The 15,470-nt window shown below is 34.7% G+C and carries 20 protein-coding genes; 7 read left to right on the top strand and 13 right to left on the bottom strand.

The window, feature by feature from the left end:
* Window positions 1-12: 12 nt before the first annotated feature.
* From acoB to JFU18_RS01635, 5 genes are all read right to left on the bottom strand, one after another.
* Window positions 13-1,047 (bottom strand): acetoin:2,6-dichlorophenolindophenol oxidoreductase subunit beta, encoded by a 1,035-nt coding sequence (gene acoB / locus JFU18_RS01655; RefSeq protein WP_201031172.1) that lies wholly within the window; start codon window positions 1,045-1,047, stop codon window positions 13-15.
* A 17-nt stretch (window positions 1,048-1,064) separates the two neighbouring features.
* Window positions 1,065-2,063 (bottom strand): acetoin:2,6-dichlorophenolindophenol oxidoreductase subunit alpha, encoded by a 999-nt coding sequence (gene acoA, locus JFU18_RS01650; protein ID WP_201031173.1) that lies wholly within the window; start codon window positions 2,061-2,063, stop codon window positions 1,065-1,067.
* A gap of 169 nt (window positions 2,064-2,232) precedes the next feature.
* Window positions 2,233-2,712 carry a DinB family protein gene (locus JFU18_RS01645; protein ID WP_002085139.1) on the bottom strand — a complete coding sequence of 160 codons (480 nt, stop codon included), beginning with the start codon at window positions 2,710-2,712 and terminating at the stop codon, window positions 2,233-2,235.
* 41 nt (window positions 2,713-2,753) lie between these two features.
* Window positions 2,754-3,950 (bottom strand): MFS transporter, encoded by a 1,197-nt coding sequence (locus tag JFU18_RS01640; protein WP_201031174.1) that lies wholly within the window; start codon window positions 3,948-3,950, stop codon window positions 2,754-2,756.
* 123 nt (window positions 3,951-4,073) lie between these two features.
* The gene (locus JFU18_RS01635) at window positions 4,074-5,033 is read right to left on the bottom strand and encodes a helix-turn-helix domain-containing protein (protein WP_201033908.1); all 960 of its coding nucleotides are present in this window, start codon (window positions 5,031-5,033) and stop codon (window positions 4,074-4,076) included.
* A gap of 136 nt (window positions 5,034-5,169) precedes the next feature.
* Here JFU18_RS01635 and JFU18_RS01630 point away from each other — a divergent pair, with 136 nt between their 5' ends.
* Together JFU18_RS01630 and JFU18_RS01625 are read left to right on the top strand one after the other, a co-directional pair.
* Complete coding sequence (locus tag JFU18_RS01630; RefSeq protein ID WP_207192104.1) at window positions 5,170-6,015, top strand: oxidoreductase; 846 nt, start codon at window positions 5,170-5,172, stop codon at window positions 6,013-6,015.
* A 39-nt stretch (window positions 6,016-6,054) separates the two neighbouring features.
* On the top strand, window positions 6,055-6,564 hold the full coding sequence (locus JFU18_RS01625; RefSeq protein ID WP_201033910.1) for a GrpB family protein: 510 nt from the start codon (window positions 6,055-6,057) through the stop codon (window positions 6,562-6,564).
* Window positions 6,565-6,780: 216 nt separating this feature from the next.
* On the opposite strand, the gene JFU18_RS01620 is transcribed toward JFU18_RS01625, so the two are convergent.
* The 4 genes from JFU18_RS01620 to JFU18_RS01605 form a co-directional block, all read right to left on the bottom strand.
* Complete coding sequence (locus JFU18_RS01620) at window positions 6,781-7,137, bottom strand: DUF4181 domain-containing protein (RefSeq protein WP_201050205.1); 357 nt, start codon at window positions 7,135-7,137, stop codon at window positions 6,781-6,783.
* A gap of 23 nt (window positions 7,138-7,160) precedes the next feature.
* Window positions 7,161-7,997, bottom strand: a complete 837-nt coding sequence (locus tag JFU18_RS01615) for a PP2C family serine/threonine-protein phosphatase (RefSeq protein ID WP_201031179.1) — start codon at window positions 7,995-7,997, stop codon at window positions 7,161-7,163.
* Window positions 7,981-8,472, bottom strand: a complete 492-nt coding sequence (locus tag JFU18_RS01610; RefSeq protein ID WP_080220990.1) for an HIT family protein — start codon at window positions 8,470-8,472, stop codon at window positions 7,981-7,983. The genes JFU18_RS01615 and JFU18_RS01610 overlap by 17 nt, the downstream gene beginning before the upstream one ends.
* Window positions 8,473-8,579: 107 nt before the next feature.
* Window positions 8,580-8,753, bottom strand: a complete 174-nt coding sequence (locus JFU18_RS01605) for a glycine zipper domain-containing protein (RefSeq protein WP_002136708.1) — start codon at window positions 8,751-8,753, stop codon at window positions 8,580-8,582.
* 215 nt (window positions 8,754-8,968) lie between these two features.
* Here JFU18_RS01605 and JFU18_RS01600 point away from each other — a divergent pair, with 215 nt between their 5' ends.
* Window positions 8,969-9,205 carry a hypothetical protein gene (locus tag JFU18_RS01600; protein ID WP_085311517.1) on the top strand — a complete coding sequence of 79 codons (237 nt, stop codon included), beginning with the start codon at window positions 8,969-8,971 and terminating at the stop codon, window positions 9,203-9,205.
* Window positions 9,206-9,252: 47 nt separating this feature from the next.
* Here the strand turns inward: JFU18_RS01600 and JFU18_RS01595 are convergent, their stop codons facing one another.
* Window positions 9,253-10,089: an ABC transporter permease gene (locus JFU18_RS01595; protein ID WP_002127727.1), complete on the bottom strand. Its 837-nt coding sequence runs from the start codon at window positions 10,087-10,089 to the stop codon at window positions 9,253-9,255.
* On the bottom strand, window positions 10,082-11,287 hold the full coding sequence (locus JFU18_RS01590; RefSeq protein ID WP_000370622.1) for a quaternary amine ABC transporter ATP-binding protein: 1,206 nt from the start codon (window positions 11,285-11,287) through the stop codon (window positions 10,082-10,084). The genes JFU18_RS01595 and JFU18_RS01590 overlap by 8 nt, the downstream gene beginning before the upstream one ends.
* Before the next feature lie 173 nt (window positions 11,288-11,460).
* Here JFU18_RS01590 and JFU18_RS01585 point away from each other — a divergent pair, with 173 nt between their 5' ends.
* Complete coding sequence (locus tag JFU18_RS01585; protein WP_085311519.1) at window positions 11,461-12,318, top strand: glycine betaine ABC transporter substrate-binding protein; 858 nt, start codon at window positions 11,461-11,463, stop codon at window positions 12,316-12,318.
* A 53-nt stretch (window positions 12,319-12,371) separates the two neighbouring features.
* Here JFU18_RS01585 and clpP read toward each other — a convergent pair whose 3' ends face one another.
* Window positions 12,372-12,953 carry an ATP-dependent Clp endopeptidase proteolytic subunit ClpP gene (gene clpP / locus JFU18_RS01580; protein ID WP_201050203.1) on the bottom strand — a complete coding sequence of 194 codons (582 nt, stop codon included), beginning with the start codon at window positions 12,951-12,953 and terminating at the stop codon, window positions 12,372-12,374.
* 20 nt (window positions 12,954-12,973) lie between these two features.
* On the bottom strand, window positions 12,974-13,660 hold the full coding sequence (locus JFU18_RS01575) for an RNA polymerase subunit sigma-70 (protein WP_085311521.1): 687 nt from the start codon (window positions 13,658-13,660) through the stop codon (window positions 12,974-12,976).
* Window positions 13,661-13,803: 143 nt separating this feature from the next.
* Here JFU18_RS01575 and JFU18_RS01570 point away from each other — a divergent pair, with 143 nt between their 5' ends.
* The 3 genes from JFU18_RS01570 to JFU18_RS01560 all read left to right on the top strand — a co-directional run bounded on the left by JFU18_RS01570 (window position 13,804) and on the right by JFU18_RS01560 (window position 15,331).
* Window positions 13,804-14,124, top strand: a complete 321-nt coding sequence (locus tag JFU18_RS01570) for a 2Fe-2S iron-sulfur cluster-binding protein (protein ID WP_201031180.1) — start codon at window positions 13,804-13,806, stop codon at window positions 14,122-14,124.
* A 4-nt stretch (window positions 14,125-14,128) separates the two neighbouring features.
* Complete coding sequence (rpiA, locus tag JFU18_RS01565) at window positions 14,129-14,791, top strand: ribose 5-phosphate isomerase A (RefSeq protein ID WP_002085117.1); 663 nt, start codon at window positions 14,129-14,131, stop codon at window positions 14,789-14,791.
* Window positions 14,792-14,896: 105 nt separating this feature from the next.
* Window positions 14,897-15,331 carry a GNAT family N-acetyltransferase gene (locus JFU18_RS01560; RefSeq protein WP_002085113.1) on the top strand — a complete coding sequence of 145 codons (435 nt, stop codon included), beginning with the start codon at window positions 14,897-14,899 and terminating at the stop codon, window positions 15,329-15,331.
* Window positions 15,332-15,470: the final 139 nt, after the last annotated feature.

Raw genomic sequence — 15,470 nt, 5'->3', positions numbered from 1 at the left:
CTCATCGTTTCATTACACATGTAATAAAGATTGGTCTCCGATCATTTCTGATACAGTTTCAATTACTTTCTCCGGCGTTGGTAAATATAACTTTTCAAGTGGTGGCGAAAACGGAACTGGTGTATGTGGTGCTGTAATTCGTTTAATAGGTGCATCTAACAAATCGAATCCTTTATCCGCTACAATCGCAGCAATATCAGTTGCAATACTACATCTTGGATTTGCTTCGTCAATTATGATAAGACGATTTGTTTTTTCAACAGATGCTAAAATCGTATCTTCATCAAGTGGTGATAAAGAACGCGGATCAATTATTTCTACTTCGAGTCCTTTTTTCGCTAATTGCTCAGCAGCTGCAAGTGCTGTATGAACTTGTTTTCCAATTGCAACGATTGTTACATCAGAACCTTCACGTTTAATATCTGCTTTTCCTAAAGGAATTGTATAGTACCCTTCTGGTACTTCGCCTTTCATATTGTAAAGTGTTTTATCTTCAAAGAAGATTACTGGGTCGTCATCTTCAATTGCCGCTAATAATAAGCCTTTTGCGTCATAAGGAGTGGAAGGAACGACAACTTTTATACCTGGAATGCTCGTAAATAACGCATATAAACTTTGTGAATGCTGTGCCGCTGCGCTAAATCCAGCACCGTGCATCGTACGTACTGTAACTGGCACTTTCGCTTTACCACCGAACATATAGCGGAACTTTGCACCTTGGTTTAATATTTGATCAAGACAACTTCCGATAAAATCATTAAACATTAATTCAGCTATCGGACGTAAACCTGTTGCCGCAGCTGCCATCGCCGCTCCCATATAACCCGCTTCTGAAATTGGAGTATCTAAAATACGATTTCGGCCAAATTCTTGTACAAGTCCTTTCGTAACACCGAGTACACCGCCCCATGCTTCATCATCTTGCAAGTGATCCACTTGTGCACCGCCTGCAACATCTTCTCCGATTAAAATTACATTTTCATCACGACGCATTGATATTTTCATCGCTTCATTAATTGCCGTTGACATACTTACTGTTCTAGTCATTATTTTTCACCCTCCTCTTATTTGTAAGAAACGTATACATCTTTTAATAATTCTTCATCTTCCGGATATGGACTATTTTCACTAAATTCAATTGATTGTTGCACTGCTTCATCTACTGCCTTTTCCATATCCACAAGTTCAGATTCTGTTAATAAAGCTTCATAAATTAAATGCTTACGGAAATTCACAATCGCATCTTTTTCATTTAAATGTTCTTCTTTTTCTTCTGAAGTTTTATACGTTTGCGCTTCACCTTCGAAATGACCGTAATTACGATATGTCATACATTCAATTATTGTTGGACCACCGCCATTGCGCGCACGTTCTACTGCTTCTTCCGCCGCTTTATACACTGCAAGTAAATCTTTTCCATCTACTTGAACACCTGGAATATTGTAAGCTTTCGCTCGATCTGCAATGGAATCACAACTTGACGCATATTCAAATGTTGTTGCTTCACCGTAACCGTTATTTTCTGCGATAAAAATAACTGGTAACTTCCAAATCGCTGCTAAATTAACCCCTTCATGGAATGTTCCTTCATTATTTGCTCCGTCACCGAAGAAGCAAACACTTACATCTTTCGTTCCTTTATATTTAGCTGTTAATGCTGAACCGCAAGCAAGTGGAAAACCTCCGCCTACAATCCCATTTGCACCAAGCATTCCTTTATCTAAATCGGCAATATGCATTGAACCACCTTTACCTTTACATAACCCTGTCGCTTTCCCAAAAAGTTCGGCCATCATGCCATTTAAATCACAACCTTTTGCGATACAATGGCCGTGACCTCTATGCGTACTTGTAATACTGTCACTATCTGTTAAGTGGGCACATACACCAACTGCTACTGATTCTTCACCAGCGTATAAATGAACGAAACCTGGCAGAACGCCTTGCGCGAACAATTCATGCACCTTGTCTTCAAACTTACGAATCTCTAACATTTTTTCATACATCCAACGAGCTTGTTCTTTCGTAATTTCATTCCCTTTACTTTCAGTTGTTTTTAACATGTCCAGCCCTCCTATTTTCTTGTTCATCTTTTATATTGCAAGTACTGTGCCAAATTCTAATCCCTGATTTAATAGGTTTTCTCTTTTCTTTCATAATAAAAAAGTGGACAAAATGAGACATCTGTCTCGTTTTGTCCACTTTTGTTCACCTAATTTGAGAATTATTATCTTATTCATTATCAAAACTCTTCTGTAATTTCCGAATGTAAATAATTTGACCAATGTGATACGCGTTATGAGTCGTTACATTAGCTAATACTTCCCACCACTTCGCAGATACAGGAAATCCAATTACATCACTTTCAACCTTGTCTTCATTTATGAGACTTTGCCATTGTAACAGTTTCTCTAATAGTTTTTCTCTTAACTCTTCAAATGTTTGATTATCTGATAGCATAAAACTTTTGTTATTATCACCTATAGCGGGCACAGCATTAACATTTGATTCTTTGTACCTAGTTTGCCACGTCGTATTCCAATACAGTAAATGTTGTACAATTTCAGCTATACTATTACACTCTTCATTCGGTTTCCAGAAAGCTTCTCTCTCAGATAAATCCTTAACTGCATCTGAAAATGGAATATACCAACTGGGATCATTCGCATTTGCTAATAACTGATCTGCTAATACGTCTTTAACATGGAACACTTTGCTTCCCCCCGTTAAAAAGATTCATTTCAAGACAATACTCACTTCTCTATATACGCTGAATTTGCCAGATCCCCTCTTTTTAGAATTAATCCCAAACATATGCACATAAAGAAACCGAAAGCACCTAATCCATAAGCTGTTGTATATCCACTTTCCCCGATAATCCATCCTGCAAGTCCCGGTCCAATCATTTGACCAACTGCATAGAAAACGGATATAAAACTAATTGCCATTGAGACATATTTCGGAGATACTTGCTTTGAAGCAGCAACTTGAATTAATAAAAGGATACCTCCGAGGCTGGAACCCCAAATAATTGCCGACATTATAAAGCCAATGATATGTCCAAATATAATTGGAATCATATCACCTATTACAGCTAATAAAAGTGCAATACATAACGTCTTCTTTATACCAATCCGATCCGAAATCAATCCCCAGACAGGAGCTCCTACGATTGAAAACATTCCTGCAATCGCATAAACAGTTCCCGAAATTGATGCCGAAATACCATTATTAATCATAAAACTAGTTTGATATAAATTTGGAATTAAATAAACAACGCCCACAATAAAATACATCCATGCAATGATGTATAACTCTTTCGTTTTCCATAAAAACGACTTATTATTCCTTTCCCCCTCATCTTCAGTAACTTCTGGATTTTTCAAAACAATTGAGGAAACGAATACAACAATACATGTCATAACGCCAAACAAAAGCCATGAACCACGCCAACTATACTCTGGAAATGTACGTACTATATAAGGAACAATTATTCCACTAAATAGCATGCCTATGCCAGCACCGCTTAATAATAGCCCCATTGCAGTTCCTCTTTTTTCTGGAAACCATCCTACTGTTATTGACATGAGTGGTGTATATACAAGGGCACTACCAGCTCCAGCACATAACATACAAATAGAGGCTATCCAAAATGAGGAGACAAATGCTAATCCTATTAAACTTATAACGACGAGCCAACTCCCTATTAATAAAACTGATTTTGCTCCAAAACGGATAGTAAGTATTCCAGATGTTCCGACTGTTAATAAATACCCTAAAAAGAGTATGGTTCCTAACATACCTGCTTGAGCTGTAGATAAATGGAGTCCTTCTTGCATAAACGGCAATATAATTCCATATGCCATACGTGCAAAACCCGTCGTTGTTATAATAAGAAACATTCCTGTTAATACAAATATCCAAAAATGACTTTCATTCCGTTCTTTCATTTAAATTCCTCCATAAAAAGTTATTTCCAATTGGATGTTGTTTGTAATTATAATGACCATTTTAATTAACAACTACCAAATGACGGAGGAGTTTACGGTATAGCGGATTATTCCTGTTTTACGTTAATAAATACGTAAAAATTCTGATGGATTCATTCCATACTTTTTACGAAATAACTCTGAAAAATGACTGACATTATTGTATCCAACTGCAAATGCCGTTTCGGTCACATTACTATTTCCCGAACGCAGTAACTCTATCGCATGTTCCATACGCTTTTCTCGTAAATATGCAAATGTGGACATCCCAAATAATTCTTTAAACCCAATTTTTAATTTATAATCATTTAACTCTACTATTTTAGCTAATTCTAATAATGATGGGGGTGATTCCATTCGTTGAAGTAAAATTTCTTCAGCCTGTTTTATTTTATTCAAATCTTTTTTTGATAATTGACTCCTTTTATTTGCGTCACAATCATTAAGCAACACTCTCCCAAAATGTATAGAAAGCAATTCGAGCGCTTTACTTTCTAATTCTAGTTGACTAATACGATCCTTTTGGGGATGCTCTATCATTCTTTTAATAAGATTAGATGTTATATAATCAATTGGATTTTGAAACTTTTTAAAAGATTGATTTCCTAATATAGAATGAAAATCAAGACTTTTTTCAATAGCATTATTCAGCATAAAATGATTAAACAATTGTACAGGAATCCCAATCGCTAATGAATATAGAGGTGTTTCTTTTTCATATTCAAATACTACATCAAAATCATTCATAAAATATAAATAACTATTTCCAGTCATTAATTCATACGAGGAATGACCAACTTGCACTCCTCCGAACCCTTGTAAACAAAAATTAAGCTCCACCATTGCTGCATCAGATGCAAACTGGATGCGATGGTTATTATGAAATTGATAATTTGATAACACAATTTCCATTCCTGAAAACGAAGTCCATCTTCGTATTTCACCCATACCTATTGTTTTTGGAACATTCATATGTCTTTCCTCTACAACTTGTAAACCATAAAAATATTTATGAAAAATATCATGAAAACCGTTAGTCTCCATGAAACCCACACTCCTTTTATGTAAAAATCAAAATTTAATTGATAATTATTTTCAATTATATCAAATATCTTTATACAATAAATAGATTTTCTCTTTATAACTCGTTATGATAAAAGAAAAAGAAAGCGAGCGAACAATGAATACAAAAATCGCGATTATTACAGGGGCATCAAGTGGATTCGGACTTTTAACGACACTTGAACTTGCAAAAAAAGACTATTTTGTCATTGCTACAATGCGAAATCTTGAAAAACAAGTAGACTTAATATCTCAAGCTACTAAACTCCACTTACAACAAAATATAAAAGTTCAACAATTAGATGTAACAGATCAAGGTTCTATACATAACTTCCAATTATTTTTAAAAGAAATAAACAGAGTAGACCTTCTCATTAATAATGCAGGATATGCAACTGGGGGCTTTGTAGAAGAAATTCCAGTAGAGGAATACCGTAAACAATTTGAAACGAACCTTTTTGGAGCTATATCAATCACTCAGCTTGCCTTACCATATATGAGAGAACAGAAAAGCGGAAAAATCATTAATATTAGCAGCATTAGTGGCCAAGTCGGATTCCCTGGTTTATCCCCTTACGTTTCTTCAAAATATGCATTAGAAGGCTGGAGTGAATCCCTTCGCTTAGAAGTAAAACCTTTCGGAATAGACGTTGCCTTACTTGAACCAGGTTCTTATAACACGAACATATGGGAAGTTGGTAAACAATTAGCTGAAAACCAATCTGATACAACCTCTCCTTACAAAGAATATATGGATAAAATACAAAAGCACATAAACAATGGCAACGATACACTTGGTAATCCGATGGATGTTGCAAATAAAATCGTAGAAATTGCTGAAGCAAGGCGTACTACATTACGATACCCAATTGGGAAAGGTATAAAATTTATGATCTTTGCGAAGAAGGTTCTTCCTTGGAGATTGTGGGAGTTTCTTGTATTGAGGAGCTTTAAGAAAATGTAAGTGACTTTATTGGAAAAATATGTAAGGGGCGCTAATTAAATGCTAGGTTTACCCTATGGTAAAGTGTTTTTAGTTCCGTGGTCCGAAGAGTGGGAATTTGAGTTTTCAAAAGAAAAACAATTAATTGAGGAACAAATTGGAACATATATTTTAGCGATACACCATATTGGAAGTACTTCCATCCCGCATTTAAGCGCAAAACCTATTATTGATATTGCGATTGAATTAAGAGATTTCAAAAGTGGTCTAAAATGTATTACAAACCTAGAACAATTAAATTATAAATATAGAAAAAATGTATTACCCGAAAGGTATTATTTCAATAAAGGTGAGCCAAGAACTCATCAAATTCATATGTATGAACAAGGGAATCCATATTTAATAGAACAATTAAAATTCAGAGATTACTTAATAGACAATAAAACTTCTCGTATGCAGTATGAACAGTTAAAGATTCAACTTTCAAAAGCTAATCCTAATGATAAACATAAGTATGCAGAAGATAAGACAAGTTTCGTTAAATCCATATTAGCCAAAATAAATGATTAAATTAAGAAGACCGAATTTCATATACATAATAAGAAACCATTTAGCGGTAAATGGTTTCTTATTAATTAGTTATCCTATTATTTGTAACATAAATAATTATTTTATTATGCAGCAGGTGGAACAAAATATACTAGTATCGAAATCATAAATATATATGCGACCAATCCAATAATTACTCATTATATGACATTGCTATAGGGCTGTAATTAATACGTATTAAATAAGAAAATATAGAATCAGCCCTGTTATCATTAACGATACAGCCCCACCTAAGGACATCAAGAACTCCCTCGATTCCCTGTCATATTTCCATTCCATATATGCATCAAAACTATATAACGTAATTAAAAACAGAAAAGGTAGAAAGCCCATGTATAGGGGGGGTGAAAGAGAAGAACATATAATAATAACCACTATATAAGAAAAAATAATAATTCTGTTTCCCCATTTATGAGACTTGTTCACATATTTATTATTCCATCCTTTTTGTTTCGGTATATTCAGCTTTTTTCTCACTATATTTTCTAAAACAACTAAGAATAAGATCCATAAAACTAATACAATGACTTTCACATGAAACAGAGAGGTATCCTCCTTTACTTAATCGTTTGGACTTTCTCCGGCTGATCACTCGGATACGTAGCATTTGTTTTGTTTTCTAGGTCCCAACTAATAATGGTCGCACTATCTCGTCCTAATTGATGATGAACGTGTTCTAAAATATTGTGAACATTTTCTTTAAGCTCTATATCATTTCTATTCATATCACTGTATAGGTTTAATGGCGTTTCATAACGGCGTTCCCCGCATTCTAATACCCCATCTGTCACCATTACAATTCGATTCTTTCCAGTACGTAGTTCACGAATTCCTGAAGAATAGCAAGGAACGGGTAAATCAAATGTGTTTACATTTCCAATCCATTCGTAAAAGTGGCGTTGATTCAATGTATATTGTCCTAATTTATGTAATTCATCATGAAATACATAAACTAAGCAATCACCTATGGAAAGCCACCATATGTAATTTTCTTTTCTTACGCATATTAAGCAAGCAGTTTCACCTTTTACCCTTTCGCACTTTTCTTTAAATGAGCGGGATTGAAATATCGTAAGTATATAATTTTCAACAGATCGAAATACTGTTTTAATTGATTCTTTCATAATCGCCTTTATATTTTCATATTCTTTTTGGATTGTATTTACTACTAAATCAACGCTTTCTGCACTATTATGTCCGTCTAATATAACGGTGAATTCCCAATCACCATTCGACCAAACTAATGCACCGTCTTCATTCTTTTTTGCTCCGGCACTTATACTCCCGCCGTATCTACCAAGTACGATATCACCATATTGCTTGACTGAAACTTCTTCTAAACACATTTCTCTACTTCCAATCCATGAATATTGTGTATTATTTGTTGTATGCATACTCATTCACCATATACTTTCGTATTCTTTCGCATAGTTTTTTTATTTTCTCTGAATCTCCATAGGGTGCACCAGTCCAATTTGCTACTTCAGTCGGTGACCAAAACTCTTTTGGTGTATTTGGATAACGCGGAATAATGTGCATATGCAAATGTGGTACACCATTCCCTGAAACAAAGGTGTAAATATGTTCTGCTCCTTCGCTTTCTTTAAGCGCTTTACTTACTCTACTTGTTATCAGTCCGAATGCCTTTGCCTCATCCTCAGTTAATTCAGCGAGACCAGGTACATGTCTCTTTATATCAATCATTACATAACCAAGATATGTTTCTTCTGCATCCCAATGGACATGTCCAACGTAAATGAGTTCATCTTCGTAAATAGCTCCACCTGGAACTGTAATGTTCCCTTTATGTTTTTCACAAATGAAGCAGTTTTGTTCTGCTTGATTGTTTATTGGCATATCCATCACCATCCTTTCCATATATAATATCATAAAAAAAGGAAAAATAGGTTTTATATTCCGAAAATTCAATCTCTTAAAATGAGAATTTTCATATTAAAATAATTTACAACTACTCATTATTTCTTCAAAAGCGTAATCCCCATTCCAACTGCAATCCCAATCGCTATTCCGATTGCTATATTATCAGTAAATACACCAGGAACTACGCCGATTACAACACCTATAGCGACACCAATTGTCATTGCATCATTTCTTTTTTTATGTTTAGACAAAATTGCATCTCCTCTCATCATTTCTCCCTATATAATATCTATTTACATGAACGTTGCTGTCTCTTAATATATTTACTATTCCGCTTGAAAATTTCCAAAAAATGTACTTTATTACTTTTCCATTCCCCCTACATAATCCTCTTCGTTTGAAAGAATTTTCAAGTCACCATTACATATACATAGGCATTTACTATAAGAAAGATCAGTAATTTATTGAAGGAGGAACGATTCAAATGTATCCTTATTGGAATCCAAATATAAATCAACAATATGCTTACTCCCCCCATCCAGTAAGGAATACACTGCATTATGATTCGCAATACATGATGCAGCGCATCGCAAGCCTTGAAAGCCAATTAGCTAAATTAATCTCATTAATCGAAGAAAATAATCAATTAATAAAATCAATGGAGCAACAGCAAAACCAAGTTTGTGCACCAGCTGGAGGTTCTGTTATTGTTCGGATGTAATTCGAATTCAAAAAACACACTTTGTAGTATAAAGTGTGTTTTTTGAATTATTTTCTTTTTGTATAAAACCCTTGCGTAATTCGGTCTAATATAATCGCAATCACGACGATAGCTAGTCCAGCTTCAAATCCCATTCCGATATTTACTTGTGTTACAGAGCGATATACATCGACGCCAAGTCCTGGCGCTCCTACAAGTGAAGCTGTTACAACCATTGATAACGAAAGCATAATACTTTGATTCACGCCAGCCATGATCGTTCCGGTTGCGAGCGGTAATTGTACTTTAAATAATTTTTGTGATGCGGTAGAGCCAAATGCATTCGCAGCTTCAATTAAATCTTCTGGAACTTGTCTAATTCCTAAGTCTGTAAATCTGATTGTCGGTGGCATAGCAAAAATAACGGAAGCAATAATGCCTGGTACGACGCCTACTCCAAAAAATGTTATCGCGGGAATGAGATAGACGAATGCCGGCATTGTTTGCATAAAATCTAATGTCGGCTTTAAAAATTTTGAGAAACGTTCATTTTGAGATGCTAAAATGCCAATGGGAATTCCGATAATAATTGAAATAATAACTGACGTAAGTACGAGCGCTAATGTTTGCATCGTTTGTGCCCAGTAGTTAATATTTAAAATAAATAATAATCCGATGAGCGTAAAAATGACTAAAGATAATTTCCTCGTTGTGTACCAAATGAGGAAACATAAGATGATAATCATCACTATGGCTGGTATTATTGTTAAAAAATTAGTGAGTAAATCAACAAATCCACCGATAATATAGGAGAATCCTCGGAACAAGCCTTCAAAGTGCTCATATAAACTTGCAACAAATGAATCAACCCATTCGCCTAATGGAATGCGCGGAATATTATTCATCGTCTTTCACCTCTTCCTCAATGTTACCTGCAAGAGCTTGAATGACACTTTCACGTTTAATAATTCCTCTTAACCTTTTCTTCTCATCAATTACGGGTAACGGATATTTCATCTCCGCCATTTTTGCATACGTTTCTTCAAGTAAAGTATCTAAATAAACGTGCGGAATATCGTTAAGTAATAAATCAGCAATCGGCCACTGTTTTTGTACTGCTTTACTTGCATCATCCGCAGTTAATATACCTAGAAATTCATACTTTTTGTTTACAACATATACCGTAGAAACACCTGCATTTCTCATAATTTGCAGAGCTACACGCGGCCCACGATCGATTAATAACGTTTCTGGTCTTTTTAAAATAGATTCTGCCGTAATTACTTTTCCTAAATTCACATCCGCAACGAATTTCTCTACAAATTCATTTGCAGGGCTCATCATAATTTCTTCCGGTGTTCCAATTTGGACAATTTCTCCATCTTTCATTAATGCGATACGATCACCAATTCGAAGAGCTTCATCTAAATCATGTGTAATAAAAATAATTGTTTTTTCCATTTTATCTTGTAACTCTAACAATTCATCTTGCATTTCTTTTCGAATTAGTGGATCTAATGCACTAAATGACTCGTCCATTAGTAATACATCTGGATTATTCGTTAGTGCCCTTGCAATTCCAACACGCTGCTGCATACCACCACTAAGTTGACTAGGGTAATTATCTTTATGATGATCGAGTCCTACTAACTGTAGCGATTCTAACGCCTTATTTTCTCGTTCCTCTACTGGAACTCCTTGAATTTCTAACCCGTACGCAACGTTTTGTATTACCGTACGATGTGGAAATAAAGCAAACTTCTGAAAAACCATACTCATTTTCGTCCTTCTTACTCTTCGCAATTCTTCTTTTCCCATCGTTGCGATGTCTTCACCATCTATGTATATATGCCCGGCTGTCGGTTTGATTAATTGATTTAGCATTCGAACTAGCGTTGATTTCCCACTACCAGACAAACCCATAATAACGAAAATTTCTCCAGTGTATACTTCAAACGTTGCCTTTTTCACACCAACGTTCATTCCTGTCTCCTTTAAAATTTCCGATTTGCTTTTTCCTTCTTTTAATAAGGTAAGCGCTCGTTGCGGATGTTTCCCAAAGACTTTTGTTACATTTTCAACACGTACCTTTGTATTATCCATGTCACTACTCCTTTTCTACCCATCTATTTACATAGTGTTGCGATTTTACAGAGAAATATTACATAAAAATGACATATATAAGATTTCTTTAAAAATTCTTGTTTCCGTTCATAATAAGAAGGTTCACTTATAGATTAATTTATAAAAAGCAAAAGCTTCACAGGAGGTTTTGAATGCGAAAAAAAATATGGATTATAAGTCTGTTACTATTTATTAGTATGATTTTCACTTCTTGTAATGCAACAAATGCAAATTCGAAAGGAAAAATTAAACTTGGTGTAACAAGTTGGAAAGAAAATATCGCAACCGCAAATATGTGGAAAGTTTTATTAGAAGAAAAAGGCTATAAAGTTGAACTCATGTATTTAGAAAAAGCTGCGATATGGACTGGCGTCGCACGTGGTGATGTTGATGCGAATCTAGAAGTATGGCTTCCTGTTACAGATAAACCATTAAATGCCCGTTACAAAGATGACTTCGTCTTAAAATCAAAATGGTATGAAGGTACTGGGCTTGGTTTAGTCGTCCCTTCTTATGTGAAAAACGTTAACAGTATTGAAGATTTAAATGCACATAAAGATGAGCTAGATAATAAAATTGTTGGGATTGAACCTGGTAGTAGCCTAATGAATTTAACGAATAAAGCAATGAAGGAATATGATATAAAACTAAAACTTGTCCAATCTTCAGAAGCTGCGATGATGAGCGAACTAAAGAAGGCATATACGAAAAAGAAACCAATCGCTGTTACGCTTTGGAATCCTCATTGGGGCTTTTCAGAGTTTGACTTAAAATATTTAAAAGACCCTAAGAAAGTATATGGTGAAAAAGATGACATTTATTACTCCGTTCGTAAAGGTTTCGAAAAAGATCATCCTGATATTGTGAAATACTTTGACAAATGGAAAATGAACGATGAACAACTAGGTACTTTAATGGTCATGTTAAATAAAACGAAAGATCCAGAAGAAGCCGCGCGAAAATGGATTAAAGAGAATCAAGCTTTAGTTGATGAATGGATAAAAGAATAAAGAATGACAAAAACAGGCTAGGGAATTTATCATATTCTCTAGCCTGTTTTATGTTATTTTTTCTCAATAACTGCATCAACAATTCCATATTCCTTCGCTTCTACTGCCGTCATAAAATAATCTCTTTCTGTATCATGAGCTACCTTTTCTACTGGTTGCCCTGTTCGATCAGATATGATTTTGTTAATATCATGTTTTAACTTTAATATTCTTTTTGCTGTAATTTCAATCTCCGTTGCTTGCCCTTTTACACCGCCGAGCGGTTGATGAATCATGATTTCACTATTAGGGAGCGCAAATCTTTTTCCCTTTGCGCCACCTAATAGTAAAAGTGCACCAAATGATGCTGCAAAGCCCATGCAAAGCGTTTGCACATCTGGCTTAATAAGGTTCATCGTATCTAATATTGCAAATCCTGCTGTAGTTGAGCCGCCAGGACTATTGATATAAAGGAATATATCTTTTTCTGCATCTTCCGCTTCTAAAAATAATAATTGTGCTACTACACTGCTTGCAACTTGATCGTTAATTTCTGAACCAATCATAATAATTCGGTCTTTTAATAATCTTGAATATATATCATAGGAGCGTTCTCCTAATTTCGTTTGTTCTATTACGTAAGGAATTACACTCATTATAAATCCCTCCATCTGTTTTATGCCGCATTAAGCATACAACTGTAAGAAGAAGATTGTTTCATACTGAAGAATAACACTGGTTGTATTGATGGTAACTTAGTGAAATCTATTGTTGGGAGAAGTTTCGTCAACAATTCAGGTCTTTCTTCTCGAATAGAAGTTATAACGATTTCAACATCATCCGTGTACTCCACTATTTCAATGCCTTCTTCATTTACAGTTTTCAGCCTATTTCTACTCCTAAATAACGATGCTTTCACTGCACCTTCTGATACCGAACACACTTTAGCAATATCCGCGATACTATACTGAAAAACATCCTTCAATAATAAAATTACGGATTGTTGCACATTTAACGAAGACAATACTTTCCCTACCATTTCATGCAAATCTGCAATTTTCCCATGTGGTTCTTCAAATGTATTTTGCTGTTCTAACTTTTCTTGAACGGATTTTGATTTTATTTGATCTAACCATTGATTTCGAGCAATTTTATACAGAAGCGTTATACAAATTTCCTTCTCACTATACTTTTGAAGAACTTTGCAAATTGCTTCTTGGGCAAGGTCTTCCCCATCCCATTTGTTTTTCGTCAAAAACGTACAGTATCTTTTTACCTCTGCATAATGTTCAATTAAAAAATTTATATTTGAATGATTCATATCGATATGATCCTTTAAAACCTGAGTTACTTTTGTGCACAAAATAACCACTCCTTTTCAGCGCTTACTTATTAAACGATTGAACAAAGAAAAAAGTTACGGGGCTTATAATTAATTTTATGTTTATGTTCATGAATACGGGTCATAAATATGTTATATAGCATTTTACATGAGGAGGAATCAATTTGCCAAAATTAACAGTGGAAGGTACCGGAACTTTCGATATTAAAGAAGGAACGAAATTAGTATTAGCACTTGAAGATAACGGTGTACACATTCTTCATCGTTGCGGTGGCAAAGCAAGATGTACAACTTGTAGAGTTGAAGTCATTGCAGGTGATTTTTGTGAGGCTACAAATGATGAAAAACAAGCTATTACGGAAAAAGGAATTGAAGACCACTTACGATTATCGTGCCAAATGCGTGTACATAAAGATATTACTGTTCGCCCAATACTTACAGTTGAAAGTTCCGGTTTAGATGCTGGAGCACGTCCGGCGGAGTAAAATGATGAATTTAAAACAGCTAGCCGGTGAATATGCTGCTGGCTTTGTAAGAGATGGTATGACGATTGGACTTGGTACGGGTTCAACCGTATATTGGACGATACAAAAGTTAGGTCACCGTGTACAAGAAGGGTTATCTATTCAAGCTGTACCGACATCAAAAGAAACTGAAGTATTAGCAAAACAATTATCTATTCCGCTAATCTCTTTAAATGAAATTGATATACTTGATCTCACAATTGATGGAGCAGATGAAATCAATAATGATTTACAATTAATAAAAGGTGGTGGTGGTGCATTACTTCGCGAAAAGATTGTTGCCACCTCCTCTAAAGAACTTATTATTATTGCAGATGAATCCAAACTCGTTTCACATTTAGGTACCTTTCCACTTCCTATTGAAATCATCCCCTTCTCTTGGAAGCAAACTGAAAAGAGAATTCAATCTTTAGGATGCGAAACGCGTTTACGTATGAAAGATGGCGGACCATTTATAACTGATAACGGCAATTTAATTATTGATTGTATTTTTCCAAACAAAATATTGAATCCAAATGATACACATACAGAGTTAAAGATGATTACCGGTGTAGTTGAAACAGGATTATTTATCAATATGACGAGCAAAGCGATCATCGGAACAAAAAACGGTATAAAAGAATATTAAGCATTTTAAAGGCTGACTTTTGCAAGTCAGTTTTTTCTTTTATAGCATTACATTATGATATACTATGACAACACATTCATATCACACTAGAAAGGGCTGAACAATTTGCAATCCAAACTCATAACAGAACTTACTGATTTAGAAACTGCCTTTTACATTCGAAAAGAAGTATTCGTAAAAGAACAAGGTGTACCTCTTGAGGATGAATTCGATACATATGACCAAATTGACGAGGCATGCAAACATATATTAGTTTATTATAATGAACTTCCTGTAGGAACTGGCCGTATACGATTCGTTGACGGAATGGGTAAACTAGAAAGAATTTGTATTTTAAAAGACTATCGCAAATACGGATTAGGCAAAGTAATCATTCAAAAGTTAGAAGAGATTGCTCGTAACAAAGAAGCAAACAAAGTTAAACTACACGGTCAAACACAAGCTGAAGGGTTTTATGAAAAATTAGGCTATCAAACTTCTTCCGACGTATTTATGGAAGATGGAATTCCACATATTCTTATGACGAAAGTGTTATCATAATAGAAAGGTTACTATATGATTCTACATTATGTATTCGTATAGTAACCTTTCTGTAGCTTATTCGTTTGAAAGTCTCTTTGATGAATATTCTAGATTAATACAAAAAGACGACGCTGAATACGTCGTCTTTTTTATAAGC

Origin of the sequence: Bacillus sp. TH22 (assembly GCF_016651015.1) — a bacterium.
GTDB classification, from domain to species: Bacteria; Bacillota; Bacilli; order Bacillales; family Bacillaceae_G; genus Bacillus_A; species Bacillus_A mycoides.
The sequence above is the reverse complement of the archived record's forward strand: the minus strand, read 5'-3'. Positions and strand labels throughout refer to the sequence as shown.

Excerpts from the sequence above, each read along its gene's own strand:
- JFU18_RS01605 (WP_002136708.1), bottom strand. The coding sequence starts at position 8,753 with ATGAGAGGAGATGCAATTTTGTCTAAACATAAAAAAAGAAATGATGCA.
- JFU18_RS01585 (WP_085311519.1), top strand. The coding sequence starts at position 11,461 with ATGCGAAAAAAAATATGGATTATAAGTCTGTTACTATTTATTAGTATG.
- JFU18_RS01635 (WP_201033908.1), bottom strand. The coding sequence starts at position 5,033 with ATGGAGACTAACGGTTTTCATGATATTTTTCATAAATATTTTTATGGT.
- acoB (WP_201031172.1), bottom strand. The coding sequence starts at position 1,047 with ATGACTAGAACAGTAAGTATGTCAACGGCAATTAATGAAGCGATGAAA.
- rpiA (WP_002085117.1), top strand. The coding sequence starts at position 14,129 with ATGAATTTAAAACAGCTAGCCGGTGAATATGCTGCTGGCTTTGTAAGA.
- JFU18_RS01600 (WP_085311517.1), top strand. The coding sequence starts at position 8,969 with ATGTATCCTTATTGGAATCCAAATATAAATCAACAATATGCTTACTCC.
- JFU18_RS01590 (WP_000370622.1), bottom strand. The coding sequence starts at position 11,287 with ATGGATAATACAAAGGTACGTGTTGAAAATGTAACAAAAGTCTTTGGG.
- JFU18_RS01630 (WP_207192104.1), top strand. The coding sequence starts at position 5,170 with ATGAATACAAAAATCGCGATTATTACAGGGGCATCAAGTGGATTCGGA.
- clpP (WP_201050203.1), bottom strand. The coding sequence starts at position 12,953 with ATGAGTGTAATTCCTTACGTAATAGAACAAACGAAATTAGGAGAACGC.
- JFU18_RS01615 (WP_201031179.1), bottom strand. The coding sequence starts at position 7,997 with ATGCATACAACAAATAATACACAATATTCATGGATTGGAAGTAGAGAA.
- JFU18_RS01595 (WP_002127727.1), bottom strand. The coding sequence starts at position 10,089 with ATGAATAATATTCCGCGCATTCCATTAGGCGAATGGGTTGATTCATTT.
- acoA (WP_201031173.1), bottom strand. The coding sequence starts at position 2,063 with ATGTTAAAAACAACTGAAAGTAAAGGGAATGAAATTACGAAAGAACAA.
- JFU18_RS01640 (WP_201031174.1), bottom strand. The coding sequence starts at position 3,950 with ATGAAAGAACGGAATGAAAGTCATTTTTGGATATTTGTATTAACAGGA.
- JFU18_RS01625 (WP_201033910.1), top strand. The coding sequence starts at position 6,055 with ATGCTAGGTTTACCCTATGGTAAAGTGTTTTTAGTTCCGTGGTCCGAA.
- JFU18_RS01610 (WP_080220990.1), bottom strand. The coding sequence starts at position 8,472 with ATGGTGATGGATATGCCAATAAACAATCAAGCAGAACAAAACTGCTTC.